Source organism: Zoogloea sp., from assembly GCF_041914405.1.
In the GTDB taxonomy this organism is placed as follows: domain Bacteria; phylum Pseudomonadota; class Gammaproteobacteria; order Burkholderiales; family Rhodocyclaceae; genus Zoogloea.
The window spans coordinates 117,897-144,048 of the sequence record NZ_JAYSDK010000003.1 but is presented as its reverse complement, the minus strand read 5'-3'; the positions used below and the strand labels follow the sequence as shown (position 1 = coordinate 144,048).

The window sequence follows — 26,152 nt, the reverse complement described above, 5'->3', positions numbered from 1 at the left end:
GCGGGGTAAAATCCCGGCCCTATGAGCCGCGCCCGCGAAACCCTATTCCACGTCTTCGGTTACACCCAGTTCCGCGGTCCGCAGGAGGACATCGTCGAACACGTGGCGGCCGGCGGCGACGCCCTGGTGCTGATGCCCACCGGCGGCGGCAAGTCCCTGTGCTATCAGATCCCGGCGCTGCTGCGGCCCGGCGTGGCGATCGTCGTGTCGCCGCTGATCGCGCTGATGCAGGACCAGGTCAGCGCGCTGAAGGAAGTCGGCGCGGCGGCCGATTTCCTCAACTCCAGTCTGAGCTTCGAGCGGGCCATGGAGATCGAGCGGGCGATGCTGGCCGGCGCGCTCGATCTGCTTTACGTGGCGCCAGAGCGCTTGGTTACGCCGCGCTTCCTCGACCTGCTCGACCACCTGCACGAATCCGGCCAGCTGGCCCTGTTCGCCATTGACGAGGCGCACTGCGTGTCCCAATGGGGCCACGACTTCCGGCCCGAGTACCTGCAGCTGTCGATCCTGCCGGAACGTTATCCGCAGGTGCCGCGCATCGCACTGACCGCCACCGCCGACGCCCAGACCCGCCGCGAGATCGCCGAGCGCCTGCGCCTGACCGACGCCCGCGAGTTCGTGTCCAGCTTCGATCGGCCGAACATCCGCTACACCATCGTCCCCAAGGACAATCCCCGCGCCCAGTTGCTGGCCTTCCTGAAGGACGGACACATGGACGAGGCTGGCATTGTCTATTGCAGCTCCCGCAAGAAGGTGGACGAAACCGCCGCCTGGCTGCAAGAGAAGGGCATCACCGCCCTGCCCTACCATGCCGGCATGGGTCCCGAGGAGCGGGCCCTCAACCAGGACCGTTTCCTGCGCGAGGACGGCATCGTGATGGTCGCCACCGTCGCTTTCGGCATGGGCATCGACAAGCCCGACGTACGCTTTGTCGCCCACCTGGACCTACCGCGCTCCATCGAGGGCTACTACCAGGAAACCGGCCGCGCCGGCCGCGACGGCCAGGCCGCAGAGGCGTGGATGGCCTACAGCGTGGCCGACCTGGTGCAGCAGCGCCGCTTCATCGACCAGGGCGAGGCCGGCGACGAGGTCAAGCGGGTCGCCACCGCCAAACTCGACGCCCTGCTGGGCCTCTGCGAGACCACCGGCTGTCGCCGCCAGCGCCTGCTCGGCTACTTCGACGAAGCCGCCGAGCCCTGCGGCAACTGCGACACCTGCCTGAACCCGCCGCAGGTGCGCGACGCCACCGAGTCGGCCCGCAAGGCCCTGTCCTGCGTGTTTCGCACCGGCAGCCGCTTCGGCGCAGCCCACGTCGTGGATGTCCTCATCGGTAAAGCCACCGACAACGTGAAGAAGTGGCAGCACGATCAAGTGAGCACCTTCGGCATCGGCACCGAGCTGGACGACAAGGGCTGGCGCACGCTGATCCGCCAGCTGGTAGCCCACGGCGCGCTGGCGGTGGATCACGAACGCTATGGCGCGCTGATCCTCACCGAAGCCGCCCGCCCGCTACTGCGCGGCGAAAGCAGCTTCACGCTGCGCATCGACACCGCCCCCGCCAAGAAGGGCCGCAAGGGCGACACCAGCCGCAAGCTGCGCGACTGGCCGGAAGCCACCGGTGAGGAAGCCGTGCTCCTGGACCGCCTGCGGGCCTGGCGTGCCACCACCGCCAAGGAGCGCAACGTGCCCGCCTACGTGATCTTCCACGATGCCACCCTGCGCGACATCGCCCACCAGCGCCCGGACAGCATCGAAGAACTGGGGACCATCTCCGGCGTCGGCGACCGCAAGCTGGAGGCCTACGGGGAAGACATCCTGGAATTGCTGGCCGGAACGTAAGAACGGAGCCTGTGGGCTGGGACTGTGGGGGCGAATTCATTCGCCCGCGGTGGTCGATCGACGCACGGAGGGCGAATGAATTCGCCCCTACGGCTGATGCTGCGCGTGGCGCCGCACAAAAATCAAAAGGGCGCCTCAGCGCCCTTTCTCATTACCGCGATCCGCTACCGGATCACTTGACCGCCAGCAGTTCCACCTCGAACACCAGCGTGGCGTTCGGCGGGATCACGCCGCCAGCGCCGCGGGCGCCGTAACCGAGGTTCGGCGGAATGGTCAGCTTGCGCTTGCCGCCGACCTTCATGCCCTGCACGCCCTCATCCCAGCCGGCGATCACGTGGCGGGCGCCGAGGGGGAAAACGAAGGGGTCGTTGCGGTCCTTGCTGGAGTCGAACTTCTTGCCGTCGGTGAGCCAGCCGGTGTAATGCACCTGCACGTGCTGGCCGGCGGTGGCTTCGGCACCGGTGCCGACTTCCAGATCTTCGATGACGAGGCCGCTCGCCGTGGTGACTTGGGTCATGGAACACTCCTTGTGATAGACCGGCGGATTCTATTTCAACTGGCCCTCACTCGCTTGGCGAACTTGCTGCGGAACTTGGCCACCTTGGGCGCTACCACGTACTGGCAATAGGGCTGGAAGGGATTCCGCGCGAAGTAATCGTCATGGTAGGCCTCGGCCGCCCAGAAGGTCGGCGCCGGCAGCACTTCGGTGACGATCGGATCGCGGAAGACGCCTTCTCGGGTCAGTTCGGCGATCTTCGCGCGGGCAGCGGCATCCTGTTCGGTGCTGGTGGTGAAGATCGCCGAGCGGTACTGGGTACCCACGTCGTTGCCCTGGCGGTTTGGGGTCGTCGGGTCGTGAATCGCGAAAAACACGTCGAGCAGGTCGGCAAAGCCGATCCGCGCCGGGTCGAACTCGATGCGCACCACTTCCGCGTGGCCGGTGTCACCATCGCACACCTGCTGGTAAGTGGGCGAATCGATGTGCCCGCCGATGTAGCCAGACTTGACGGACAGCACGCCCTCCGCATCCACGAACACCGCTTCGAGGCACCAGAAGCAGCCGCCGCCGAGAATGGCGACTTCGGTCGCCACAGCTTGGGTTGTCATGTTTTCTCTCTTGAAATGAGGTTGTCCCGTGCAGACCTCAGTCCGGCGGGAAAATTTCAAGATAAAGCAGATCGCTGGCAAAGGCGAGGCACGGCAGGGACAGCAGCAGCAAGGGCGGACACAGGGCGGTGGCGATCAGCGCAACCGCGAGGGTCAGGGCCCACACCAGCACCGCGGCGAAGTTGCCGAACACCGCCCGCACGCTGGCGCTCACCGCGGGCACCAGGGTCGCGCGGTGGTCGAACAGCAGCGGGATCGAGAAGGCCGCCACGCAGAACACGATGAAGGCCAGCACGGCCCCCATCACGCTGGTGAAGGCATGGAAGCGCAGCACCTGGGCGGGCGTCGGCACATCGCTACCGATCATGAAGCTGTACACCGTCGCCGCGTCGGTCAGCCAGATCATCAATAGCAGGGTGCATACCGCCGCCATCACCCACAGGCCGCGGGGCGCCTGGCGGAAGCCGGCCAGCGCGTCGGCCAGGCGGGCACGGCGCCCGGCGCCATAAGCCCGGCGCAGCCCGAAGAAACCGGCCAGCACGGCGGGGCCGACGAGCAGGAAGCCGCCGGCGAAAGGCAGCATCATCGGCGTCAGGCCGAAGCGCCACAGCAGCCCGTGGATCAGCAACCCCAGCGCGGCAAACACCCCTGCCAGCGCGACGGCCGGCTGCAGGCAATGGCGCAGACAGCGCCAACCCTCGCCGATGGCGGCAAACACGGCGGCGACGGGGATCCGGCGAGGGTCGAGGTTGGCGGACACGGCACGACTCCAATAGGCAAGGCCCACATCTCGCCGCAGCCGCCGGCCTCCGTCCATGACCGGGATCAAGCCCCGGCCCGGGCCTAGCGGAAGGACACGGAAAACAGCATGTCCACCGCGTTCTCACTGCCCGCCCGGCCGATTACCGAGATGCCGCGGGTCAGTTGGTAGCTGAGCTTGACGATGCTGGTGGTGCCGGCGATGCCCTGCTCGAAGGACAGCAACGCCCGCGTGGACAGCCGCTTGCCGATGGAGATCACCTGGCCGGGCACCGTCGTCCCCGCGGCCTGGGATGACGCGCTGGAGGTTGTGCCGGTGACACTGCCGGTGGCCACGCTGCTGGTCTGCACCCGGCTGCGCGGGTCATTGCTGGCGCCGATGGAGAATTCGTCGAAACCCAGGTTGCGCGCCAACGTGGCCGGCAAGCCGCCGCCGGTGCCGCCAAGCAAGGCCTGGGCGGCCGGCAGCAGCAGCGCCATTTCGCCGCCGGAACCCTGGTCGGGCGGACGCCCGAGGACGATCCAGCCGAGCTTCTCCGGGTCCGGCACATTGGGTTCGGAAACCAAGCGCACCACCGGCCTGCGCGCCGTGCCGCCGATGCCGACGCCGGCCTCCACGCTCAGGCCCTTGCGCAGCGCCACCACGTTGAGGCTGGGGTTGGCGATCGGCCCGCCGAAGGTGACGATGCCGCGCTCGATGGACAGCTTCTGCCCGTAGCCCTCGAAGACCCCACCCTGGGTGGTGATCACGCCGCTGGCATGGAGGGGCTTGCCCTCACCGGCCTGCAGGCGCAGCTCGCCGGCCAGCCGTGTATCCACGCCGAGGGCCTTCACGTACAGCGCGTTGCCGAGATTAACGACCAGGTCGCTGCCCATGTGGAAGGGGCTCGCCGATTTGCCGTTGTGATGGGGATCGATGATCTCCACATCGTCGCCGAGGCTGGGGGCCGGCGTGCGCGACAGTTCCACGAAGCCTGCGTCGGCCACCAGCCGGCCCTTCAAGGTGGCGTAGTTCCAACCACTCAGCACCTCCCCTTCGCCGCTCAGCACCAGCCACTGATCCACCCGCTGCAAGAGCGGCAAGCGTTCGGCGCGGAAGCTGAAGCGCCCCTCGCCACTGGCCAGCTGGACTTCGCCACGGGCCGTCAGGCTGCCCGGCTGGCGGGTCAGGCGGGCCACGTCGAGGCGGCTCTCCCGCGGCCGAACGCGGTTTGGCGACGCGAAGCTGAAATCCTCCAGGCGCAGGCGATCCTTGTCGAAATCGGCCGCCAAGGTACCGCCAGACAGGTGCAAGCCCTGGTCCGCCATCACGAAGCCGAGCCGTTCGCCACGGATGCGCCCCGAAGTCTCCGGCCGTGCCGGCGTTCCGGCCAGCGCGAATTCGCCCTTCAGGCTGCCCTCGGTCTTCAGGTTCTGGTCGGCCAGCGGGCCGGCCCAGGCGATGTTAGGGATGTCCACCTTGGCGGAGCCGAGCAGCGGCGCATCCGGCACCAGACGCAGCTCGCCCGACGGCGTGCGCTCGGCCAGCGCCGTGCCGGCCCCGGCGGCGCTGCCGAGCTGGCTGCCGTGGGCGCTGAAGCCGAAGGCGAGCCGGTTGGCGCTGGCCGACACGGACAGCTGCAAGTCGTCCAGCCCGAGGCGGACCGGTGAATCCCCCTGTAGCACCAGGTCGCCCTTCTCCCGGTAGAAGCGCAGCAGGCCATTGACCTGCTCGCCGATGTCCACATCCCACTGGCCGCCGATCTGCAGGGAATCGCCAGTGGATTTGACGGCCCGCGTCGCCGGATCGAGCATGAAGCCGACCTGCACGCCGCTGACACTGCCGCGGGCGATCAGGCGTCGGGCCTGCCAGCGGGTCTCGTCGAGGCGGATGCGCCCGCCGGCCCCGCCGCGCAGCTCAGCCGGCCCCAGCCGGATCAGTTCAGACGACAGCACAAGGGGGGCCGCCGCCTGAAGGTTGAGCGGATAGTCGCCGCGCGCCACCAGGCTTTCCAGCCGGCCCTCCCAGCGCGGTCCGTCGGACAGGGTGCCGGCCAGGGCCAGGCTGACGGCGTTACCCTTCGGCCCGCTGGCGTCCACGCGCAGCCGGTTGGCAGCGCGAGTCCCATCGAAGTTGAAACTGCCACGGCTGACCAGGGCCTCCTTGGCCGTCGCGCCCTGCAGGCCGGCCACCCCGACGGCGACCGAGATGACGCCATCACGCCCTTCGGCCAGCCGGCCACGGCCGTCCAGCCGCTCGATGCGCAGGCCGGCCATCACCAGCTTCTCGCCCAGCAGCTCAAGCTCGCCGGCCGGCTGGGCGAGCGTTCCGCACAGCACGCCATCCGCCTTCAAGCGACCGGCCATGCCGCGGCCAAGGACGTCCAGCGCTGGCGCATCCACGTGCAGCGCCAGCGCGTCGCCGGGCTTGCCGTAGCGCCCCTGGGCCGACAAGCGGTTGCCAGCCAGGTCGAGGTTCACATCCGCATTGGCGATGCGCTGGCCATCCACAGCCAGCTCGCCCTTGCCGACCAGCGGCTTGCCTTCGAGGCTACTTGGTAGCAGCTCGAAGCCGACGCGCCCGGCAAGACTCGGCTGGCGGCGGCCGCTGGCGTCGAAGCGGGCGTTCAGATCGGCCGCCGGCGCGCGGGTCATGAAGACATGGGGGTCGAAGTGGCTCAAGCGGCCGCGCAGCTCAAAGCGCCCGTCGCCGTCGAGGACCAGCTTGCCGGACGCGTCCAGCCGGGCCTGGCGCGCGGTGGCGACGAGCTCTTCGACGCTGAGCGCCCCCGCCGCATGGCGGGCCTTGAGGCGCAGCGCCAGCTGCGGGTCGCGCAGCTCGGCGCTGAAGTTCTGCCCGGCCGCCTCCACGTCGGCGCGGAGATGGCCGTCGATGCGGGTCGCCACGGCGCGCCGGTCGAGGCGGCGGGCATCGACGCCGCTCACCTGCAGATCGGCATCCAGGTGGCCGAAGCCCGCCTCTCCCTTGCCTTGCTCCTGAGCCTTCTCCTTGGCTTTCCCGGGGGCTCGCCAGGCCAGGCGACCGCCGATGCGGCCCTGGCCGGGCAGCAGCAGCGCCAGCTCGGACGCTGCCAGCTCACCGCCGGCCCAACGCAGCCGCGCGCTCAGGGACTCCAGCGGCAGCTTGCCCTGATCGTAGGGGCCCGGCTGGAGATTGCGGATTGTCAGCGGCCCACTGACCACCCAGTCTTCTGCCACGAGCGGGCGCCCTTCGGCCGGCTTGGCCGCGCTCGGTTCGAGATCGGCCTCGAGGTCGAGCCGGGCCGTCGGCGCGGCGGTATGGAAATGGGCGGGATCGACGCCATGCACGCGGATCCTGGCCGAACGCAGCGGCAGCGCCGCGAAGGGTGTGGCCTGCACGCGGGCCTCGCCCTCCATGCCGGCCCCGCTGGCCCCGCTGGCCTTGGCCAGGATGGACAGCGCCTTCTCCAACGTACCGTCCGCCTCGGCGTCCACCGTGTAGGCGTCGCCGCCCTGGCGGGTCGTCAGCCGGGCCTTGGCAGTCAAGGCAAAAGGACGCCGGCCATCGAGACGGCCGCTGGCGGCCAACTGGCCGAAAGCTGCGGCCGCCTTGAGGTTCGAAAAATCGTGATGACGCCCGTCCGACTCAAGGCTGCCGTCAAGCCCCGTGAGTTCCAGGTCCGGCGGCGCGGCCTGACCATCGATCAGTTTGCCGGTGAGCAGGCGATCGACACGGACAGAGCCAAGGTGGACGGCGACGGGGAGTTCCAGGCTGGCCGGCAGGCTCAGCGGCGTATCGTCGGGAAGGCTCGCGACACGCACTTCGGACGCAACCACGGACGCCGCGTCGAGGCGGCCACGGGCCAGCACACCGGGGCGCCAGTCCACCGCCAGGTTGCGGATCTCCAGTTGCAGCGTCGGCGTGCGCAGTTGCAGGCTGCCGAGCTTGAATTCACCGAGGAGATAGCCTTGCGGCTTGTCGAGGCTCAGCAGGCCGCCGCTGAGACCATCGGCCACTCCGGCTAGCGCCTTCAGGCCAGACTCGGTGGCGCCGAGCCAGCCGAGCAGCAGCACGACGGCAGTGAGCAGACCAAGCATCGTCGCCAGCACCCAGCGCAGCAGGCGGGCGGAGACGGCCTCCCGGCGCGGGGAGGAAGATGGAACGGTGGACGGCGACGGAGCACCGTCCGGCGCCGGATCGGCAGCGGGCAGCTCCGGCGCATCACTCATGGGTCAGCCGAACAGGCTGGCCAGGCCAGTACCCGGATCGTCGACACGCATGAAGGCTTCGCCGACCAGGAAGGCATTGACCTTGTTGGCCCGCATCAGCGCCACGTCGGCCGGCTGCAGGATGCCCGACTCGGTAACGACGATGCGCTCTGCCGGAATGCGCGGCAACAGGTCGAGGGTGGTCTGCAGGCTGACCTCGAAGGTGCGCAGGTTGCGGTTGTTGATGCCCACCAGCGGCGTACGCAGCTGCAGCGCCAGGTCCAGTTCGGCGCCGTTATGCACTTCGACCAGCACGCCGAGGCCGAGGCTCTCGGCGATGGCTTCCATCTCCTGCATCTCGGCCAGGCTGAGGGCGGCGGCGATCAGCAGGATCGCGTCGGCCCCCATCGCGCGGGCCTCATAGACCTGATAGGGGTCGACCAGGAAGTCCTTGCGCAGGGCCGGCAGGCTGCAGGCGGCGCGGGCGGCCTGCAAGTATTCGGGGGCGCCCTGGAAGAACTGGCGGTCGGTCAGCACCGACAGGCAGGCCGCGCCGGCCTTCTCGTAGCTGGCGGCGATCTCGGCCGGGCGGAAGTCGGCACGGATCACGCCCTTCGACGGGCTGGCCTTCTTGATCTCGGAAATCACCGCGGCCCGGCCAGCGGCGATCTTGGCGCGGATCGCCCCGACGAAGTCGCGGGCGGCGGGCTGGGCAGCAGCCTGCTCGCGCACCGCCGCGTCGGAGACGGCGGCGCGGGCGGCAGCCACTTCCTCGCGCTTCACGGCGAGGATCTTGTTGAGGATGTCGGACATTCAGTTCTCCTGTGGGGGCGAATCGACTCTCCTGTGGGGGCGAATTCATTCGCCCGCGGAGGCGGATCAATGCAATGCGGGCGAATGAATTCGCCCCTACGGGGTCAGGCGAATCTCTGGGTGCAGGCGACGAAGGCTTCCAGCTTGGCGCGGGCCTCGCCGGAGACCAGTACCTCGCGGGCGCGGGCAATGCCCTCGCCGATGGAGTCAACGACGTTGGCCGTGTACAGCGCGGTACCGGCGTTGAGCACGACGATCTCGCGGGCGGGTCCCGGGTGGTTGTCGAGCACGCCGAGCAGCATCTCCTTCGACTCGCCGGCGGTGCTGACCTTGAGGCTGCGGCTGGACTTCATCAGCAGGCCATAGTCTTCCGGATGGATCTCGTACTCGCGGATTTCGCCATTCTTCAGCTCGCCAACCATCGTCGCCGCGCCAAGGGAAACCTCGTCCATGCCGTCGCGGCCATACACCACCAGCACGTGCTCGGCGCCGAGGCGCTGCATCACGCGCACGCAAATGCCGACCAGGTCGGGGTGGAACACGCCGAGCAGGGTGTTCGGCGCACCGGCCGGGTTGGTCAGCGGTCCGAGGATGTTGAACAGCGTGCGCACGCCCATCTCGCGGCGCACCGGCGCCACGTTCTTCATGGCGCTGTGGTGGTTGGGGGCGAACATGAAGCCGATGCCGGTCTCCTGCACGCACTCGGCCACCTGCTGGGCGTTGAGGTTGAGATTCACGCCCAGGGCTTCCAGCACGTCGGCGCTGCCCGACTTGCTGGAGACGCTGCGCCCGCCATGCTTGGCGATCTTGGCACCGCCCGCCGCCGCCACGAAGATGGTGGCGGTGGAGATGTTGAAGGTGTGGGAGCCATCGCCGCCGGTGCCGACCACGTCGAGGAAGTGGCGGTCGTAGGGCACCGTGACCTTGGTCGCCAGCTCGCGCATCACCGTTGCAGCGGCAGAGATTTCGCCGATGGTCTCCTTCTTGACCCGCAGGCCGGTCAGGATGGCGGCGGTCATCACCGGCGAGATCTCGCCGGCCATGATCTGGCGCATCAACGAGAGCATCTCGTCGTAGAAGATCTCGCGATGGTCGATGGTGCGTTGCAGGGCTTCCTGGGCGGAAAACGTCATGGCCAGCTCCGGTCAGGCTTGGGATTGTTCGAGGAAGTTGCGCAGCAGGTCGTGGCCGCGCTCGGTAAGGATGGATTCCGGATGGAATTGCACGCCCTCGACGAACAGCGTCCTGTGGCGCACGCCCATGATCTCGCCATCGTCGGTCCACGCGGTAACCTCCAGGCAGTCGGGCAGGCTTTCGCGCTCGATGGCCAGGGAATGGTAGCGGGTGCAGGTCAGCGGGTTGGGCAGGCCCTTGAAGACGCCCTTGTCCAGGTGATGGACCGGCGAGACCTTGCCGTGCATCAGCTTCTTGGCGTGGATGATCTTGCCGCCGAAGGCCGCGCCGATGCTCTGGTGGCCGAGGCACACGCCGAGCAGCGGGATCTTGCCGGCGAATTCCTTGATCGCCGCCACCGAGATGCCCGCCTCTGCCGGCGAACACGGGCCGGGGGAGACGACGAGCTGGGCGGGCTTGAGCTCGGCGATCTGTTCGAGGGTGATCTCGTCGTTGCGATACACCTGCACGTCGGCACCCAGTTCGCCAAAGTACTGCACGAGGTTGTAGGTGAAGCTGTCGTAGTTGTCGATCATCAGCAGCATGGCTGCGCATCCTTTCCGGAGCGGCGCCCCGCCGGAACGGGGGCCGTTGAGGGGTGTCGGGCCGGGGCGGCCGGGCATCGCGGAGCGACGCGCAGGGCCAGCCGGGCCACGGCGTTCTCTGTGCTTACAGGGCCGTATCGAGTCCGGCTTCGGCGATCTCGGCGGCGCGCAGCATGGCGCGCGCCTTGGTCTGGGTTTCCACCCATTCGGCCTGGGGGTCGGAGTCGGCAACGATGCCGGCGCCCGCCTGCACGTGAATCTGCCCATCCTTCAGCACCGCGGTGCGGATCGCGATGGCCAGGTCCATGTCGCCATGGAAGCCGATGTAACCAACCGAGCCGGCGTAGATGCCGCGCTTGGTCGGCTCCAGTTCGTCGATGATTTCCATCGCACGCAGCTTGGGCGCACCCGACACGGTGCCGGCCGGGAAGGTGGCGCGCAGAACGGCCAGCGGATCAAGGCCGTCCTTCAGCTTGCCTTCCACGTTGGAGACGATGTGCATCACGTGGGAGTAGCGCTCCACCGTGAACTGCTCGGTGACGCGCACCGAGCCGGTCTTGGCGACGCGGCCACAGTCGTTGCGGCCGAGGTCGAGGAGCTGCAGGTGCTCGGCGCGCTCCTTCTCGTCGGCCAGCAGTTCCTGCTCCAGCGCCTGGTCCTCGTCGTGGGTCGCGCCGCGCTTGCGAGTGCCGGCGATCGGACGCACGGTGACATCCTTGTCCTCGAGGCGCACCAGGATCTCCGGCGACGCGCCAACTACCTGGAAGTCCTCGAAGTTGAAATAGAACATGTAGGGAGACGGGTTGAGGCTGCGGATCGCCCGGTACAGGGCCAGCGGACTGGCGCCAAAGGGCTTGCTCATGCGCTGGCTGAGCACCACCTGCATGATGTCGCCCTCGACGATGTAGTCCTTGCCCTTCTGCACGGCAGCCTTGAAGGCCTCCTCGCCGAAACTCGACACCGGCTCGGACGGCTCGGCGCGGACCTCAGTCGGCACCGACACCGGCTCGCGCAGCTTGCCGACCAGCTCCTTCAGGCGCTTCTGCGCACGGCCGTAGGCGTTCGGCACGCCCGGCTCGGCATACACCACCAGGGTCAGCTTGCCGGACAGGTTGTCGACGATGGCGATTTCCTCGGACAGCAGCAGCAGGATGTCCGGCGTGCCAAGCACGTCCTTCTTTTCGGTCTTGGCCAGGCGCGGCTCGATGTAGCGCACCGTATCGTAGCCGAAGCAGCCCACCAGGCCGCCGGCGAAGCGCGGCAGGCGCGCGCGCGGCGGCACCTTGATGCGCTCCATGAACTCGGCGATGTATTCGAGCGGGTCGCCACCGTCGCGGCGCTCGACGACGCGGTCATTGGTCAGCAGCAGCACCGAGCGGCCATGCACCTCGATGCGCGTCGGGGCGGACAGGCCGATGATGGAATAGCGGCCGAAACGCTCGCCACCCTGCACGGATTCGAGCAGGTAGGTGTTGGGCGCGTTGGCCAGCTTGAGATAGACGGAAAGGGGGGTGTCGAGATCCGCGAAGGTTTCGACGGTAACCGGGATGCGGTTGAAACCCTGGGCGGCCAGGGCGTGGAATTCGGCTTCGGTCATGGAGACTCCGGAAGGGCGTGGTGCTTTTTTCGCGAGGGTATCACGGGGCAGGCCCGCGACAGTTCTGGGCAGCTCAGGCGAGCAGCCATGACCGGCCGCCGCATCCGCCAGAGCGGGGGATACGAACGGCAGGGAACTCCTCTACGAAGAACACGCGCTTGCGGGTCACGATGATGTTGGGATCCGTTGGATTCAGCCCAGGATGCGCGGCAGCGCATCAGTGAGGCTCGATAGTAGCCCGTCGCATTCGATGCTGTCCACCGCCACGCCCTCGCTGTAGCCATAGGTGACGAGCAGCACCGGCATGCCGGCGGCACGGGCAGCTTCGGCGTCATTGGCGGAGTCGCCGATCATCAGGGATTCTTCCGCCGCCGCGCCGAGCAACTGGCAGGCGTGCAGCAGCGGCGCCGGGTGAGGCTTCTTGTCGGCCAGGGTGTCACCACTGACGGTGGCGCCGAAGAAGCCGGCGATGCCCATCCGTTTGAGCAGCGGCCCGGTGAAGGCGGCCGGCTTGTTGGTCACGCAGGCCATCGCCACGCCGCGCTCGCGCAGGGCCTCCAGCGCCGGCACGACGCCGTCGTAGATCAGTGTGCATTCGCCGTTCACGTCGGCGTAGTGGCGGCGGAAGGCGGCCACCGCCGCATCGATCTCCGCCTCCTCGGCCGAACCGCTCTCTTCCAGGCAGCGCCGCACCAGGTTGAGCATGCCCTTTCCGACGAAAGTGCGGATCACCTCGATATCGTGGGGCGGACGGCCGAGCTCGAGCATCATGCGCCGGCAGGCTTCCGACAGGTCGGGGATGGAATCGAGCAGGGTGCCATCCAGGTCGAACAGCACGGCACGGACGGCGCGGGAAGCGGGGGCAAGGGCAGCGGACATTACGGAACTCATGAAGCGGTACGGGAACGGGGGCGCTTCTGCCGCCCCCGGAGGCGCAGGATAAGGGAGATCAGGTCGACGGCGCCAGCACCGGGCGGCGCCACGCACGCAGCACCGCCACCGCGACCATCAGCACGGGCAGCGCCGCCAGGATATTGACCCGCTCCCAGCCCAGCCCATCCACCAGCGGCCCGGCGGCGAAGGTGGCCACGCACACGACGAGGAACACCAGGCTGTCGTTGAGGGCCTGCAGGCGCGCCCGGTCGGCCTCGCGCCAGCATTCGGCGAGCCGCGTCGTGGCGCCCACGTAGAGGAAGTTCCAACCCAGCCCGACGCCCACCAGGGCCAGCTGGAAGTGACCCAGCGCATCGCCGCCCAGCGCCACGCCGACCGCCAGCAGCAGCGCGACGCAGCCGGCCAGCATCACCGGCAGGCTGCCCCAGCGGCGGATCAGGTGGCCGGTGACGAAGGACGGCGCGAACATTGCCAGCAGGTGCCACTGGATCACCCCCGCGGTGGCATCGAAGTCCAGCCGGGCGCACAGCATGGCCAGCGGCGTGGCGGTCATCAGCAGGTTCATCACGCCATAGCCCACCGCGCCGGCCGCCAGCGCCAGGCGCACCCGCCCGTCGCGCAGGATCGCCGCGATGGGGCGGGACGGGCCGGCGAGGTGCGCAGCCGATGCCTGCAGGCGCAGCCGCCCGGCCAGCACCGCCGCCAGCAGCGACAGCCCGGCGAGGATCAGGAAGCTGGCCACGAACGGAGTGTCGAACAGCTGACGCGTCTCGCGGGCCAGGAAGGGACCGAGGAAGGCCGCCAGCACCCCGCCGCTGAGGGTCAGCGACACCGCCAGCCCGCGCTCGGCAGCGGGCACGGCCTCCAGCGCGGCGAAACGGTAATACTGGCCCGTCGCCCCCTGCACGCCGATGCCAATGCCGGCCAGCACGAACAGCGGGAAATGGCCCAGCGCCACGGCCAGCGCAGCCAGGCCCAAGCCGGCCGCGCCACACAGGGCGCCGGCCACGAAGATCTTCTGCCGACCGAAGCGCGCCAGCAGACGGGCGGCGACCTGCAGCGCGAGCAGCGTCGCCAGGTATTGGGCAGCCAGCGGCACGGTCGCCAGGCCGACCGCCACCGACAGGCTGTGGCTGATCGACACCGACGCGGCCAGCACGAAGCCGATGACGGTCATCGTCAGGGCCTGGCACAGGGCCAGCAGGAGGACATTGCGGTTCATGGGGCGGGACTCCGGACATTTGGACGCCCCCATCGTCGCAGGCTAGAGTGATGGCAGAAATGACCAACAAGCCACTTTTTCTGCCATGACACGCAGCATCGCCCTCCTCGTCTATCCCGGCTTCCAGTTGCTCGACGCAGCCGGCCCGCTGAGCGCCTTCGAAGCCGCCAACGGCGCAGTGCCGGGCAGCTACCAACTGGAAGCGCTGTCCCTCGCCGGCGGCCCGGTGGCGAGCTCCGGCGGCATCCAGATCCTGACCCGTGCGGCGGAAACCTTGGATGCCATCGACACCCTGCTGGTGGCCGGTGGCGACGGCGTGGATGCGGCCTCGGCGGATGCCGCGACCCTCGCCTTCGTCGGCGCAGCCTGCACGGCCGCCCGGCGGGCCGCCAGCGTGTGCTCGGGGGCCTGGCTGTTGGCGGCGGCCGGCCTGCTCGACGGCCGCCGCGCCACCACCCACTGGCGGCGCTCTCCCGCCTTCGCGCAGCGCTTTCCGCAGGTCAGCCTGGACGCGGACCGGATTTACATCCGCGACGGCAAGTTGTGGACTTCGGCAGGCATCACCGCGGGCATCGACCTGAGCCTCGCGCTGATCGCCGACGACCTCGGCGACACCGTCGCACGCCAGGTGGCGCGGCAGCTGGTGGTGTATTACCGGCGCCCCGGCGGGCAGTCGCAGTTCTCCGAAATCGCCGACATGCAGGTGGCCGGCAGCACTTTCACGGATTTGCTGGACTACGTCCGGCACAACCTGCAGGCGCGCCTCGACGTGGATGAACTCGCCGCGCGGGCGTGCATGAGCCCGCGCCACTTCGCGCGGCGCTTCAAGGCGGAGATGGGGGTGACGCCGGCCCGGGCGGTCGAGCGGCTAAGGGTCGAAGCCGCCGCCGCGGCGCTGGAGAGCGGCAGCGCGTCGGTACAGGCGGTGGCGCGCAGCTGCGGCTTCGGCGACGCGGAACGGATGCGCCGCGCTTTCCTGCGGATTCACGGCGTGCCGCCGTCGGCCAGGCGGCGCGGCCGTGCGGAAGAAGATCAGACGCCGGCCAGCGCGCCGCGCAGATCGCCGATCACCGAGTTGTAGCGCTGCGGGTCGCTGTCCTTGCCGGCCCCGAAGACGGCCGAGCCGGCCACGAAGGTGTCGGCACCGGCGCGGGCGATTTCGGCGATGTTGCCGACCTTCACGCCACCGTCGATCTCCAGCAGGATCTTGCGGCCGCTGCGCTCGGCGTAGGCGTCGATCTTGGCGCGGGCCTCGCGCAGCTTGTCGAGAGCGCCGGGGATGAAGGACTGGCCGCCGAAGCCCGGGTTCACACTCATCACCAACACCACGTCGAGCTTGTCCATCACGTGGTCCATCCAGTTGAGGGGCGTCGCCGGGTTGAACACCAGGCCGGCCTGGCAACCGCTGTCGCGGATCAGGCCGAGCGTGCGATCGACGTGCTCGGAGGCTTCCGGGTGGAAGGTGATCACGTTGGCCCCGGCCTTGGCGAAGTCCGGCACGATACGGTCCACCGGCTTGACCATCAGATGCACGTCGATGGGCGCCGTGGTGTAAGGACGGATCGCTTCGCAGACCAGCGGGCCGATGGTCAGGTTCGGCACGTAATGGTTGTCCATCACGTCGAAGTGGATCCAGTCGGCGCCGGCGGCGATCACGTTGGCCACCTCCTCGCCGAGCTTGGCGAAATCGGCGGACAGAATGCTGGGAGCAATGCGGTAGGTCATGGTAAATCCTGGCGGGGGAGACGCGGGAGGGGCGCCAGTTTACCCGCCCGGATCAGGGTCCGCCAACGTGAGGTGGCACACGCTCAACGCCCGTCTGCTGCGGTTGCAGCTGCCGGGCAATTCAGTTTCAATAAGGGTTCCCCAACCTGAGCGCCCACAAAAATGACAAACGCCGTAGATCAGGAAGCCATTGAAGTTACCGCGGTTTCCCGCTTCATCGAAGAGCAGTCGGATCTGGAGGCGAACCGCTACGTGTTCGCGTATCACATCACCATCCGCAACGTCGGCCGCATCACCGCCCAGCTGGTCAGCCGCCACTGGATCATCGCCGATGCCGAAGGCACGGTGCAGGAAGTCCAGGGTGCCGGCGTGATCGGCCAGCAGCCGGTGCTGCAGCCCGGTCAGTCCTTCGAATACACCAGCGGCTGCACCATCGCCACGCCGGTGGGCACGATGAAGGGCAGCTACCAGATGGTCGCCGAGGACGGCACGCCCTTCGACGCAGACATCCCCGAATTCACGCTGGCCATGCCGCGCACGCTGCACTGAGGGTCCCGCGGCCGCCTGTCGCTCACACGACGAACTGGCCGATCGCCTTGCTCATGCGGTCCACCGACTGATCCAGGCTCGCCACCGCGCTCTGGGTCTGGCTCACCACCGCCACGTTCTGGTCGGTCATCGACGCCACCCGCTCGATGTTCTGCGCCATCAGGGTCATCGCGCTGCGCTGCTCGGCGGACGAATGGGTGATGTCGTTCACCATGCCGAGAGTTCGCTCCATCTGGGCGTTGATCTCCTGCAGCGCGGTCTGAGCCCCCTGCACCAGCAGCACCCCGTCGCGCACCTGTCCGGCGCCATCGCGCATGCCGTCCACCGCCTTCTGGGTTTCGCCCTGGATGCCGGCCACCATCGCGCTGATCTCCTGGGTCGCCTTGCCGGTGCGCTCGGCCAGCTTGCGCACCTCGTCGGCGACCACCGCGAAGCCGCGGCCCTGCTCACCGGCCCGCGCCGCCTCGATGGCCGCATTGAGCGCCAGCAGGTTGGTCTGCTCGGCGATCTCGCGGATCACGCCGGTGATGCGCGAGATCTCCACCGACTGCTGGCCGAGCAGTTCCACCTGCCCGGCCGCATCGCGCACCGTATCGGCCAGGATCATGATCATGTCGCAGGCCTTGGCCGACACCTGGCCACCACGCTCCGACACCTCGCTGGCGGTCTGTGCCGCGCCGCGTGTGGCACCAGCGTGCTCGGCCACCTCGCCGATCGCCACGGTGATCTGCTGGATACCCGCCGCCGCTGACGAAGTCGCGTCGCTCTGCACCCGCGCCGCCTCATTCACGTTGCTGACACCCGAGGCCACCTCACCGGACACCACCGCCACCTGCCGGGCCGTGTCACCCATACCCTGCACGGTAGCCTGCACCGATGACACGAAGCGGTCCGCATCGCGGGCAATGTCGCCGAGCACGTCGCAGCGGGACAGCTCGAAGCGCTGGCGCAGGTCACCGGTGGCCAGCAGACGGCCCAGATAGGCGTGCAGCGCCTCCGCATCCCGCGTCAGGCCCGGCACGAAGCCGAACAGGAAGCACAGCCCCCACAGCAGCCCCAGGCCCCCCGCACCGAGCATGAGCTCGCGCAGGAAGGGCAGGCTGACGAAACTCTGGGCGACGGCGCCTGCCGCCAATATCAGCAACAGGCTGCCCACCCCCACCAGCTGGACCGGCGCCGACGTAAACACCGCCCATGGCGAGCGACGCGCCGGCACGACCCGGCCATGTTCGATGCGGATCGAACGGTCACCCTCGCGTATGCGTCGGTAGGCATCCTCCGCCGCCCGCACGTCCTCCCGCGACGGGCGCGAGCGTACCGACTGGAAGCCGACTACCCGGCCGTTCTCGCGCACCGGCGAGGCATTCGCCACCACCCAGTAGTAGCCACCGTCACTGCGCCGGTTCTTCACCAGGCCGCGCCACGGCAGGCCGGCCTTGAGGTCCTGCCACATGTCGGCGAACGCCTCCTTCGGCATGTCGGGGTGGCGCACCATGTTGTGAGGCTGGCCAAGCATGGCCTCCCGTTGATAACCACTGATGTTGGCGAAGGCCTCGTTGGCCTCGACGATGCTGCCGTGGAGGTCGGTGCGGGAATAGATGAACTCGCCTTCGGGAAGCAATGTTTCAGTGTTCGTGACGGGAAGGTTCGTGCGCATTCTGAATCACCGTGTTCGTGGGTTTGCCCGGCCGTCGCCATTTCTGAAGCAAGGAACGGTGCTGGGAGTCGTCCTGGGGGGTCGAATGCAGATCCTGTGCCATGCACCACGGCACCAGACCGACGGGAGCAGCGCCGGCCCTGCCAGACAGAAGCCGAAAACGGTCTCCCGGAACGCGCAGCCCAAGCACGCGCAAGCCGCCTCTGCGGCAAGCCGGGTTTTCATTCTGGATATGAAAAATCTCACTCGTCAAAAATGAAAAAAACCAAAAATGACTAGTGATTTTGTCGACAAACTGACTTTTTCAACACAATTTGGGCATTACTGCAGTGCACCACACATGAACTGCGCACCACCAAGGTGCGTTTTGCCGGGGATTCCGGCGATGGACATGGCCTTGGAGCAGGCATGCTGCTTGCTGAAGTATCGCCACTTTCCATTGCAGCTCTTCGCAGGCCATCACCGTGCAAGCACAACTCGGACGCCCTCGTCGAACCAGCCTCCTCACGCCCCGGGCCGTAGACAGGACCCGCATCCTCGACACGCTGGTGAACAACCTCGAAGGCATGGTCTATCGCTGCATGGACGACGCATCCTGGACGATGGTCTTCGTCAGCCAGGGCAGCGCCGAGCTGTGCGGCTACGCCCCGGCGGAGATCGTCGACAACGCCTGCATCTCCTGGGAAGAGATCACCCATCCCGACGACCGGGCCCGCGTCCGCGCGCAGATCCGCAGCGCCGCCCGCAACGGCCAGCGCTTCGCGGTGCAGTACCGCATCACCACCGCCAGCGGCAACACCAAGTGGGTGCTGGAGCGCGGCATCACGGTGCCCGACGAGCAGGGCAAGAGCGTCATCGAAGGCTATATCGAGGACGTGACCCCGCGGCGCGCGACGCTGGAGGCGCTGGAGCGCACCGAACTGCGCTACCGCCACATCTTCGAGTACGCCTCGGAAGGCATCTTCCAGACCACCCGCGAAGGACGCTACCTGGCCGCCAATCCGGCCCTGGCCCGGCTGTATGGCTACGAGACGCCCCAGCAGCTGATGGCCGACCTGTCGGATATCGAGAGCCGGCTTTACGTGGATCCGAGCCGCCGCCATACCTTCCGCCACCTGATGGAAAACCACGGTGAGGTCATCAATTTCGAATCCCTGGTGCGCCGCTGCGACGGCTCGATCATCTGGATCTCGGAAAACGCCCACACGGTACGCGGCCCGGCGGGCGAATTCATTTGCTACGAGGGCACCGTTCAGGACATCACCGAGCGCAAGAGCACCGAGGAACACTTGCGCCTGCTGGCCACGGTGTTCTCCAACAGCAACGAGGCGATCATCGTCACCGACGCGCAGAACCGCATCGTCGCCACCAACCAGGCTTTCTCCAAGCTCACCGGTTACCAGCAGGAAGAAGTCGTCGGCCAGAACCCCCGCGTGCTGTCCGCCGGCAACACCCCGCCCGAGGTCTACAAGGAAATGTGGGACAGCCTGAACCGCAGCGGCGCCTGGCAGGGCGAGCTGTGGGACCGCCGCAAGAACGGCGAACCCTACCCCAAGTGGCTGTCGATCTCGCTGGTGCGCGACGCCAACGGCCAGGTACAGAACTACATCGGCAACTTCATCGACATCTCGGAGCTGAAGGCCTCCGAGGAGCGCATCCGCCACCTGGCCCACCACGACACCCTGACCAACCTGCCCAACCGCTTCAGCCTCAACGAGAAGCTGGAGCAGGCGATCGGTTTCTGCCACCGCAACGACATGCAGATGGCGCTGATGCTGATCGATCTGGATCGCTTCAAGGCCATCAACGACACCCTCGGCCACCACGTCGGCGACGAACTGCTGATCCAGGTCGCCAACCGCCTGAGCAGCACGGTCCGCAAGAGCGACATCGTGGCCCGCCTCGGCGGCGACGAGTTCGTCGTCGTGCTGCCCGATGTGGACACCCCGGCCGACGCGGCCTATGTGGCCGACAAGATCGTCAGCGCGATCTCCGCCCCCTACCAGATCAACGGCCAGGAACAGCGCACCTCGCCGAGCATCGGCATCTGCATGTACCCGGACGACGCGCTGGAGATCGGTGACCTGCTGAAGAACGCCGACGTGGCGATGTACTACGCCAAGGCCAAGGGGCGCGGCAACTACCAGTTCTTCACGGAAGGCATGAACGCCGCCACGGCCCAGCGCCTGGCCCTCGAATCGGAGCTGCGCATCGGTCTCGAACGGCAGCAGTTCGTGCTGTACTACCAGCCCCAGATGGACCTGCGCAGCGGTCGCCTGGTCGGCGTGGAGGCACTGGTGCGCTGGCAGCATCCGACCCGCGGGCTGGTCCCGCCTTCCGAGTTCATCCCGGTGGCCGAGGAGGCCGGCATCATCGACGCGCTGGGCGACTGGGTCCTCCAGGAGGCCTGCCGGCAGCTGCGCGACTGGCGCAACAAGGGCCTCGGCGCGATCCGCATGTCGATCAACCTGAGCACCGGGCAGTTCCTCGACAAGACCCTGCCGCGGCGCATCCACACGTTACTGGAATACCACGGCCTGCCGGCCGAGCTGCTCGACCTGGAGGTCACCGAATCGGTGTCGATGGCCTCCCCCGACGAGACCATCGAGGTGATGAAGGCGCTCACCGAGAGCGGCCTGACCCTGTCCATCGACGACTTCGGCACCGGCTATTCGTCGCTGGCCTACCTCAAGCTGTTCCCGATCCGCACCCTGAAGATCGACCGCTCCTTCGTGAAGGACATCGAGACCGATCCCAGCGATGCGGACATCTGCGACGTGACGGTGCTGCTGGCCCACAAGATGGGGCTGGAGGTGATCGCTGAGGGCGTGGAAACCGAGGCGCAGCTCAAGTTTCTGCTCAGCATCGGCTGCGAGAAGATCCAGGGCTACCTGATCAGCGAGCCCCTGCCGGCTGACCGGGCGGAAGCCTTCCTGCTGCAGCGGGCACCGTTGATGAGCGGACTGGGCACCGTGGACCTCTGGTCCACACCGTAAACGCCACGAAAGCCGCAAAGCGTTGCCATGGCCGTGGTGCTAGCCGGCGCAGCTCAGGCCAACGCCGTCACTGGCACCTCGAAATGCTCCAGCAGCATCTGCACGATCGCCGCCAGCGGCAGGTTCTCGGCGCTGGTCGGCACCGGCAGCAGCGGTGAGCCATCCGGCTCGGGAAAATCGAGGTTGATGCCGTAGCGCCCGGCGGCCTGGCCGTAGGAGTACACATAGGCCGCCAGCCCGACGTCCCCGTGACTGAAAAAGCCCACTGCCTGCTCGTTGTCACGCCAGGCCTCGCTGACCACCACCCCGGCACGGGACAAGGGTCCTTCCACCTGTTCCATCAGGTGGGCAATCGAGCGGAACTTGTTCATCACGGTTCTCCTGTCGGCCTTCGTTCAGTTGGCGGTGTGGCGCAGCAGCTTCAGGCAGGCCAGGCTAGACGCCAGGTCCACCGCGCGGGCGTCGTCGAAGTTGCGGATGTAGGGGTCGGCTCCGGCGGCCAGCAGCGCCTCGACCACCTCGGCGCGGCCGCTGGAGGACGCGTACATGAGGCATGTCGCCCCCGCTTCATTGACGTTGTCCACATCGATACCGGCCGCGATGAGGCGGGCCAGCGTCGCCTTATCCCGCGACACGCAGGCCAGCCACAGGGCGTTGTTGCCGTCGCCGTTGCGGCGCGCCGGATTGACCCCGGCAGCCAGCAGTTCGTCCACCAGTTCGGCAGAGCCGTTGAAGGCCGCGCGCATCAGCGGGGTCAGCCCCTGGGCGCGGGGCGCATCCAGGTCGTCCGGGTCGAACTCGAACTCGGCGACGAAGGCTCGCAGCGCCGCGCTGGCACCGGCCGGCAAGGCCACCGAGGCGAGGCCGCCGGTACGCCGGGCCAATGCCGCGTTGAGGGGCTCGAAACCGCCGTCCACGCTGTAAACCTCGACAAAGCGGAAGTCAGCGAACATCTCCGCATACACCTGGCTGGCGTTGCCGTGGTAGCAGTAGATCAGCACCGGCGTGTTCTTCGGCAGACGGCGGATCGTGCCGCCGAGCAGGGCCTCGGTGAGGTGCTCGGCCCCGTCGATATGGCGCCGCTCGAAGGTCGCCCGGTCGCGCACGTCGAACACCGCGAGGGCCGGCAGCGTCGCGCTGCCCCGGCGGTAGATCAGGTCGGCGGCGGCATCCGCATCAATGCGGACAAAACCGGTGGCGGCAGCAGTGGAAGTGGTCATGGAACTCATCGCAGGACATCCTTGCGCCCCGGGTAGGGCGGCGTGGTTTCAACGCGGCCGTCGATGATCGGCAGGCCGATGGTGAAGTGGTAGAGGGTCTGGAAGGCGCCGTCGTCGAAGCCGGCCACGCCGTGCACCGGATCGTCGAAGAAGCAGCCGATGCCAGTGCCGCGCAGGCCCAGCGCCTCAGCTTCGAGGTAGAGCACCTGGCCGAGGGCCCCGGCCTCCCGGTACAGCTCGCGGTAGGCCGGCGGATCCGCATTGACCAGCTCGGCGAAGGGCGCCAGCATGCCGAAGGCGATGCAGGCATTCGACGCGATGTCCTGGTGGCAGTGCAGGCTGCGCGCCACCCGGCGCAGCTCCAGCGGGTCTGCCGGAGCCAGGCTGAACAGGGCGTCGGCGGCGGGCAGGCCATCTACCGGCAGCAGCTTGTAGCGGGCCTGCAGGCGCTCCGCCATGCCGCCCTCGACGGGGCCACGGGGCAGGAAGTAGACGCCGGGCACCAGGCCTTCGACGCGCTGGATGAACATCAGCAGGCCGATGCGCGCGCCCGTCGCCGGGCGCAGGGCTTCCAGCAGCAGCTCGAAATCGGCCCGCCCCATCACGTGGGCCGGATCGAAGCGCTGGGCGCTGCGCCGCCGCAGGATCAGGGATGCCGGCTGCACGCGCGGGATGCGCTGCGGGTTGGGCGCCGCACCGCTGTCGTCGGCGCGCCGCGTGGCCGCCGCTACCTCGGCGATGACCGGCCAGCGGAACATCGGAAAGCGGTCGATCAGGCTGGCCACGCCCTGCCAGCGGGCCGCTCCGGCGGCCTCGTGCAAGGCCAGCGGATCCAGCCAGGTGGCGCCGCCGGTGAAATCCACCGTCAGCAGCAGCTCCGCCTCCTCCTGGCTGACCTCGGCGCGGCGGCCGGGGAACTCGGCCGCCCGGTCCAGCCCCAGCAGGGCCGCCAACGTATGGCTGCCGACCTGGGGCTGCTCGGCCACCCGCCAGCCCAGCAGCGCCGCGGCGTAATCGAGGCAGGCCTGGGCATGGCCGGTATCCAGCTGGCAGTAGCGGAAGGCCCGCTCGCCGTACTTCCAGGCCTCCCGCCACATCACGCAGGACAAGCCAACCGCCAGCACCGGGCCGGCCACCACCGGTTTCAGATGCACGGCCCGAAGCTCCAGCGCGTGGATCTCCGGCCGATAGTGGTAGAGCCCGTCGGCCAGCGCCGGGATGCCGGCCACCAGCACATAGGCTTCGACCGGATGCAGGTTGCCGCTCGACGGATTGGCACGCACCGCCCAGCGGTCCGGGCCGAGAGTCTTCCAGGCGGTCAGGCCAAAGGACAGGTGCAGCAGCGCACCGATGCTGGCCAGGTCGGGAATGGCCGGAGTCACCGGCGCCGCGGTCAGATGCTCGGCACAGGCCAGCGGCAGCTCGATCGGCGGCACGCCCTCGTAGTGGCGGAAGGCCGCCGGCTGAGCATCCCAGTCCAGGGTGCCCGGGCCGGCCGCATAGGCTTCAAAGCGGTGCTTGGTCCGCTGATGGTAGGCCTGCACCACCGCGGCAGCGGACAGGGGCACAGGCATGACATCGGGCGGGGTGGCGAGAGTCTCGGACATGATGCAGGCACAAAACGGGTTGCTCCGTTTCAGCAAGATCGATGCCCGCCCCTGTCGATCACATATTTCGAGCAAGGACGCGGCCCCGCAGGCATTTCACGAGACCTTACCCGGCCACCGCGTCCAACAAGCCTTGCGTTTTGTCGGTTTCATGACACCCCCACCGCAGGCAGCAGAGCGCTTTCCCGTATCAGCCACCACCTTGTGCCGCATACCATCAGCAAGGGAATGCGGCACAAGGCAAAACGACAAATATATCAATATTGTTAAATATATTGATTTTTCACAAAGCGTAACAGAATTACCCGGCGGACAATCGTGATGTCTCGACAGCAACCGCTATAAGAGAAGCCTTAATTTTGAGGCGCGAAAAGTCACCGTACCGGGCTTACGTGCCCCACCAGCATAGTCAGGCAAGAACATGTGGATCAGCAGATCAGAATACGAAAAGCTCCAGGCCCAACTCCGCAGTGGCGGAGAGCGGGAAGCCAGATTGCAGGACGACAACGAGGCACTGCGGCAGGAAATCGACGCCTTGCGCCGGGCGGAAGATGAGAAGCGCATCCAGTGCGAGAACCTGCTCGGCGTCGTGCAACGCATGGCTGAGTTTGGCTCGTCGCTGACCGGCGCCCAGGGGAGCCTGGCGGAAATGGCCGGCCTGCTGCACGAGGAAAAGGACAAGGCCGTCGAAGCGGCCCATGTATCCAAGGCCAGCGGTCAGGCCACCACCGAGATCGCCGAGAGCCTGCAGCGCCTGGCCGCCGAATCGGAGAGGTCCGCAGCCGAAGTGGATACGCTTGCCCAGCGTGCCGACGAGATCGGCGCCATCGTCAATCTGATCCGCGGCGTCGCCGACCAAACCAACCTGCTGGCCCTCAACGCCGCCATCGAGGCGGCCCGCGCCGGGGAGGCCGGTCGCGGTTTCGCGGTCGTCGCCGATGAAGTGCGCAAGCTCGCCGAGCGCACCGCCAGCGCCACGGCCGAGATCTCTACGTTGGTAGAGCGCATCCACGACGACTCGACCCAGGCACGGGACAGCATGCGGCGCCTGGCCGAAGCCTCCAGCCGCTTCAGCGATCGCGGCCAGCGTGCCACCGAGGACATGCGCCTGCTGATGGGCCTGTCGGCCAACATGGAGAATGTCATCGCCGGCAGCGCGGCGAAGAGCTTCGTCGAAGTCGCCAAGATCGACCACATCGTCTTCAAGTTCCGCATCTACCTGGCGGTTTTCGGCATGCTCGACCTTAAGGCGTCCGAACTCGCCACCCACACCACTTGCCGCCTCGGCAAGTGGTACTACGAAGGCGAAGGCCGCGCCTGCTTCAGCCAGTTGCCCGGCTACCGGGAGGTCGAACCGCCCCACGTCGAGGTGCACCGGGCCGGCGTCAATGTCCTGCAGTCTTATGCCGACGGCGACATGAGCGCGGTACTCCGCCATCTGGACTCGATGGAGCAATCCTCCATGCGTGTTCTCGACAACCTGCAACGGATGGGTGAGGCCGCCCTCAACGACCCGGCGGTCCTGTGCATGGAAGACGGTACTCACCGGCACTGACCCGGACGGCGCGGGCTGGGCCGACATCCATTGACGCTCCCGCCCGCGCCGCCGAGAATCGGGCGCCATGCCCAGCCTCGACACCCTCCTCGCCTTTCTCGGCATCTCCGTGCTGATCACCCTCGCGCCGGGGCCCGACAACCTGATGGTGATCGGCCACAGCCTGGCCCGTGGCCGGCGTGCCGGCCTGGCCTTCGGCATGGGCTGCGCCGCCGGCTGCGCAACGCATACTGCCTGGGCCGCCTTAGGCATAGCAGCCGTCGTACGCACCTCCGCCAGTCTGCTGCTGGCGGTCAAGCTGGCTGGCGCGGCCTGGCTGCTGTGGCTGGGCATCCAGGCCCTGCGCAGCGGCGGCCGTCTCGCCCCTACCGGCAGCCTGCCGCCCCAGCCCTGGCAGCGCGACCTGCGTCGCGGCTTCGTCGCCAACGCGCTGAACCCCAAGGTCGGCCTGTTCTTCCTGGCCTTCCTGCCCCAGTTCACTGATCCCGCCGCCGGCAACCCGAGCCTGCAGATGCTGGCCCTCGGCACCGTTTTCGCGGCCCAGACCGTCGTGGTATTCGGTGGTCTGGCACTGGCTGCCGGCACCATCGGCCGCCTGCTCGCCCGCCGCCCGCGGCTCGGCCCCTGGCTGGACCGCCTGTGCGGTGCGCTGTTCATCGGCCTAGCCCTGCGCCTGCTCGCCAGCGACAACTGAAGCCCAACCAGGCTTACCTGTGGGGGCGAA

At 68.0% G+C, this 26,152-nt stretch carries 22 protein-coding genes and 1 pseudogene; 8 read left to right on the top strand and 15 right to left on the bottom strand.

The genetic code is table 11. The annotated features are described in order from the left end of the window. Positions 1–21 precede the first annotated feature (21 nt). Positions 22–1,839, top strand: a complete 1,818-nt coding sequence (recQ, locus tag ACE3RX_RS02980) for a DNA helicase RecQ (protein WP_374480159.1) — start codon at positions 22–24, stop codon at positions 1,837–1,839. 172 nt (positions 1,840–2,011) lie between these two features. Here the strand turns inward: recQ and ACE3RX_RS02975 are convergent, their stop codons facing one another. From ACE3RX_RS02975 to ACE3RX_RS02930, 10 genes are all read right to left on the bottom strand, one after another. After that, complete coding sequence (locus tag ACE3RX_RS02975; RefSeq protein WP_374480157.1) at positions 2,012–2,356, bottom strand: FKBP-type peptidyl-prolyl cis-trans isomerase; 345 nt, start codon at positions 2,354–2,356, stop codon at positions 2,012–2,014. Positions 2,357–2,391: 35 nt separating this feature from the next. After that, positions 2,392–2,946 carry a peptide-methionine (S)-S-oxide reductase MsrA gene (gene msrA / locus ACE3RX_RS02970; RefSeq protein ID WP_374480155.1) on the bottom strand — a complete coding sequence of 185 codons (555 nt, stop codon included), beginning with the start codon at positions 2,944–2,946 and terminating at the stop codon, positions 2,392–2,394. Between the two features lie 37 nt (positions 2,947–2,983). Beyond that, the gene (locus ACE3RX_RS02965) at positions 2,984–3,706 is read right to left on the bottom strand and encodes a DUF2189 domain-containing protein (RefSeq protein ID WP_374480153.1); all 723 of its coding nucleotides are present in this window, start codon (positions 3,704–3,706) and stop codon (positions 2,984–2,986) included. A gap of 83 nt (positions 3,707–3,789) precedes the next feature. Next, positions 3,790–7,896: a translocation/assembly module TamB domain-containing protein gene (locus tag ACE3RX_RS02960; RefSeq protein WP_374480151.1), complete on the bottom strand. Its 4,107-nt coding sequence runs from the start codon at positions 7,894–7,896 to the stop codon at positions 3,790–3,792. Positions 7,897–7,899: 3 nt separating this feature from the next. Then, the gene (trpC, locus tag ACE3RX_RS02955; protein WP_374480149.1) at positions 7,900–8,688 is read right to left on the bottom strand and encodes an indole-3-glycerol phosphate synthase TrpC; all 789 of its coding nucleotides are present in this window, start codon (positions 8,686–8,688) and stop codon (positions 7,900–7,902) included. A gap of 104 nt (positions 8,689–8,792) precedes the next feature. After that, positions 8,793–9,821, bottom strand: coding sequence for an anthranilate phosphoribosyltransferase (trpD, locus tag ACE3RX_RS02950; RefSeq protein WP_374480147.1), 1,029 nt, complete (start codon positions 9,819–9,821; stop codon positions 8,793–8,795). A 12-nt stretch (positions 9,822–9,833) separates the two neighbouring features. Next, the gene (locus ACE3RX_RS02945; RefSeq protein ID WP_374480145.1) at positions 9,834–10,406 is read right to left on the bottom strand and encodes an aminodeoxychorismate/anthranilate synthase component II; all 573 of its coding nucleotides are present in this window, start codon (positions 10,404–10,406) and stop codon (positions 9,834–9,836) included. A 124-nt stretch (positions 10,407–10,530) separates the two neighbouring features. Beyond that, complete coding sequence (trpE, locus tag ACE3RX_RS02940) at positions 10,531–12,003, bottom strand: anthranilate synthase component I (RefSeq protein ID WP_374480143.1); 1,473 nt, start codon at positions 12,001–12,003, stop codon at positions 10,531–10,533. A 192-nt stretch (positions 12,004–12,195) separates the two neighbouring features. After that, on the bottom strand, positions 12,196–12,882 hold the full coding sequence (locus ACE3RX_RS02935; RefSeq protein ID WP_374480141.1) for a phosphoglycolate phosphatase: 687 nt from the start codon (positions 12,880–12,882) through the stop codon (positions 12,196–12,198). A 70-nt stretch (positions 12,883–12,952) separates the two neighbouring features. Next, positions 12,953–14,119 (bottom strand): MFS transporter, encoded by a 1,167-nt coding sequence (locus tag ACE3RX_RS02930; RefSeq protein WP_374480139.1) that lies wholly within the window; start codon positions 14,117–14,119, stop codon positions 12,953–12,955. An 85-nt stretch (positions 14,120–14,204) separates the two neighbouring features. Between ACE3RX_RS02930 and ACE3RX_RS02925 the strand changes: the two genes are divergently transcribed. Next, the gene (locus tag ACE3RX_RS02925; protein ID WP_374480137.1) at positions 14,205–15,200 is read left to right on the top strand and encodes a GlxA family transcriptional regulator; all 996 of its coding nucleotides are present in this window, start codon (positions 14,205–14,207) and stop codon (positions 15,198–15,200) included. Here ACE3RX_RS02925 and rpe read toward each other — a convergent pair. Further along, on the bottom strand, positions 15,152–15,844 hold the full coding sequence (gene rpe / locus ACE3RX_RS02920) for a ribulose-phosphate 3-epimerase (RefSeq protein WP_374480135.1): 693 nt from the start codon (positions 15,842–15,844) through the stop codon (positions 15,152–15,154). The genes ACE3RX_RS02925 and rpe overlap by 49 nt on opposite strands. 162 nt (positions 15,845–16,006) lie before the next feature. Between rpe and apaG the strand changes: the two genes are divergently transcribed. Continuing rightward, the gene (gene apaG, locus ACE3RX_RS02915) at positions 16,007–16,393 is read left to right on the top strand and encodes a Co2+/Mg2+ efflux protein ApaG (RefSeq protein WP_374480133.1); all 387 of its coding nucleotides are present in this window, start codon (positions 16,007–16,009) and stop codon (positions 16,391–16,393) included. A 22-nt stretch (positions 16,394–16,415) separates the two neighbouring features. Here apaG and ACE3RX_RS02910 read toward each other — a convergent pair whose 3' ends face one another. Beyond that, positions 16,416–18,050, bottom strand: a complete 1,635-nt coding sequence (locus ACE3RX_RS02910) for a methyl-accepting chemotaxis protein (RefSeq protein ID WP_374480131.1) — start codon at positions 18,048–18,050, stop codon at positions 16,416–16,418. 464 nt (positions 18,051–18,514) lie between these two features. On the opposite strand from ACE3RX_RS02910, the gene ACE3RX_RS02905 reads away from it, so the two are divergent. Beyond that, a complete protein-coding gene (locus ACE3RX_RS02905) occupies positions 18,515–21,046 on the top strand; it encodes an EAL domain-containing protein (RefSeq protein WP_374480129.1) in 2,532 nt (843 codons plus the stop codon). A gap of 53 nt (positions 21,047–21,099) precedes the next feature. Here ACE3RX_RS02905 and ACE3RX_RS02900 read toward each other — a convergent pair whose 3' ends face one another. The 3 genes from ACE3RX_RS02900 to ACE3RX_RS02890 are packed head-to-tail and all read right to left on the bottom strand — an operon-like array spanning position 21,100 to position 23,873. Then, entirely contained in the window at positions 21,100–21,417 is a 318-nt protein-coding gene (locus ACE3RX_RS02900; RefSeq protein ID WP_374480127.1) for a hypothetical protein, read from the bottom strand. A 24-nt stretch (positions 21,418–21,441) separates the two neighbouring features. Then, positions 21,442–22,266 carry an ankyrin repeat domain-containing protein gene (locus ACE3RX_RS02895; protein WP_374480125.1) on the bottom strand — a complete coding sequence of 275 codons (825 nt, stop codon included), beginning with the start codon at positions 22,264–22,266 and terminating at the stop codon, positions 21,442–21,444. Positions 22,267–22,271: 5 nt separating this feature from the next. Next, positions 22,272–23,873, bottom strand: a complete 1,602-nt coding sequence (locus tag ACE3RX_RS02890; RefSeq protein WP_374480123.1) for a SagB/ThcOx family dehydrogenase — start codon at positions 23,871–23,873, stop codon at positions 22,272–22,274. Between ACE3RX_RS02890 and ACE3RX_RS02885 the strand changes: the two genes are divergently transcribed. The 4 genes and pseudogenes from ACE3RX_RS02885 to ACE3RX_RS02870 all read left to right on the top strand — a co-directional run bounded on the left by ACE3RX_RS02885 (position 23,872) and on the right by ACE3RX_RS02870 (position 26,122). Next, positions 23,872–24,195 (top strand): hypothetical protein, encoded by a 324-nt coding sequence (locus ACE3RX_RS02885; RefSeq protein ID WP_374480121.1) that lies wholly within the window; start codon positions 23,872–23,874, stop codon positions 24,193–24,195. The genes ACE3RX_RS02890 and ACE3RX_RS02885 overlap by 2 nt on opposite strands. A gap of 516 nt (positions 24,196–24,711) precedes the next feature. Then, positions 24,712–24,966: pseudogene (locus ACE3RX_RS02880) on the top strand (methyl-accepting chemotaxis protein); the annotation flags it as partial. Positions 24,967–24,975: 9 nt separating this feature from the next. After that, positions 24,976–25,428: a CZB domain-containing protein gene (locus ACE3RX_RS02875; RefSeq protein ID WP_374480298.1), complete on the top strand. Its 453-nt coding sequence runs from the start codon at positions 24,976–24,978 to the stop codon at positions 25,426–25,428. Between the two features lie 67 nt (positions 25,429–25,495). Then, a complete protein-coding gene (locus ACE3RX_RS02870; protein ID WP_374480119.1) occupies positions 25,496–26,122 on the top strand; it encodes a LysE family translocator in 627 nt (208 codons plus the stop codon). The last annotated feature ends 30 nt before the right edge of the window (positions 26,123–26,152 follow it).

What these genes read in the sequence shown, in the direction of transcription:
- ACE3RX_RS02885 (WP_374480121.1), top strand. Translation starts at nt 23,872, where the DNA reads ATGATGCAGGCACAAAACGGGTTGCTCCGTTTCAGCAAGATCGATGCC.
- trpD (WP_374480147.1), bottom strand. Translation starts at nt 9,821, where the DNA reads ATGACGTTTTCCGCCCAGGAAGCCCTGCAACGCACCATCGACCATCGC.
- ACE3RX_RS02910 (WP_374480131.1), bottom strand. Translation starts at nt 18,050, where the DNA reads ATGCGCACGAACCTTCCCGTCACGAACACTGAAACATTGCTTCCCGAA.
- ACE3RX_RS02945 (WP_374480145.1), bottom strand. Translation starts at nt 10,406, where the DNA reads ATGCTGCTGATGATCGACAACTACGACAGCTTCACCTACAACCTCGTG.
- trpE (WP_374480143.1), bottom strand. Translation starts at nt 12,003, where the DNA reads ATGACCGAAGCCGAATTCCACGCCCTGGCCGCCCAGGGTTTCAACCGC.
- ACE3RX_RS02925 (WP_374480137.1), top strand. Translation starts at nt 14,205, where the DNA reads ATGACACGCAGCATCGCCCTCCTCGTCTATCCCGGCTTCCAGTTGCTC.
- ACE3RX_RS02875 (WP_374480298.1), top strand. Translation starts at nt 24,976, where the DNA reads ATGCGCCTGCTGATGGGCCTGTCGGCCAACATGGAGAATGTCATCGCC.
- ACE3RX_RS02870 (WP_374480119.1), top strand. Translation starts at nt 25,496, where the DNA reads ATGCCCAGCCTCGACACCCTCCTCGCCTTTCTCGGCATCTCCGTGCTG.
- trpC (WP_374480149.1), bottom strand. Translation starts at nt 8,688, where the DNA reads ATGTCCGACATCCTCAACAAGATCCTCGCCGTGAAGCGCGAGGAAGTG.
- ACE3RX_RS02895 (WP_374480125.1), bottom strand. Translation starts at nt 22,266, where the DNA reads ATGACCACTTCCACTGCTGCCGCCACCGGTTTTGTCCGCATTGATGCG.
- ACE3RX_RS02930 (WP_374480139.1), bottom strand. Translation starts at nt 14,119, where the DNA reads ATGAACCGCAATGTCCTCCTGCTGGCCCTGTGCCAGGCCCTGACGATG.
- ACE3RX_RS02960 (WP_374480151.1), bottom strand. Translation starts at nt 7,896, where the DNA reads ATGAGTGATGCGCCGGAGCTGCCCGCTGCCGATCCGGCGCCGGACGGT.
- rpe (WP_374480135.1), bottom strand. Translation starts at nt 15,844, where the DNA reads ATGACCTACCGCATTGCTCCCAGCATTCTGTCCGCCGATTTCGCCAAG.
- ACE3RX_RS02900 (WP_374480127.1), bottom strand. Translation starts at nt 21,417, where the DNA reads ATGAACAAGTTCCGCTCGATTGCCCACCTGATGGAACAGGTGGAAGGA.
- msrA (WP_374480155.1), bottom strand. Translation starts at nt 2,946, where the DNA reads ATGACAACCCAAGCTGTGGCGACCGAAGTCGCCATTCTCGGCGGCGGC.
- ACE3RX_RS02935 (WP_374480141.1), bottom strand. Translation starts at nt 12,882, where the DNA reads ATGTCCGCTGCCCTTGCCCCCGCTTCCCGCGCCGTCCGTGCCGTGCTG.
- apaG (WP_374480133.1), top strand. Translation starts at nt 16,007, where the DNA reads ATGACAAACGCCGTAGATCAGGAAGCCATTGAAGTTACCGCGGTTTCC.
- ACE3RX_RS02890 (WP_374480123.1), bottom strand. Translation starts at nt 23,873, where the DNA reads ATGTCCGAGACTCTCGCCACCCCGCCCGATGTCATGCCTGTGCCCCTG.
- recQ (WP_374480159.1), top strand. Translation starts at nt 22, where the DNA reads ATGAGCCGCGCCCGCGAAACCCTATTCCACGTCTTCGGTTACACCCAG.
- ACE3RX_RS02975 (WP_374480157.1), bottom strand. Translation starts at nt 2,356, where the DNA reads ATGACCCAAGTCACCACGGCGAGCGGCCTCGTCATCGAAGATCTGGAA.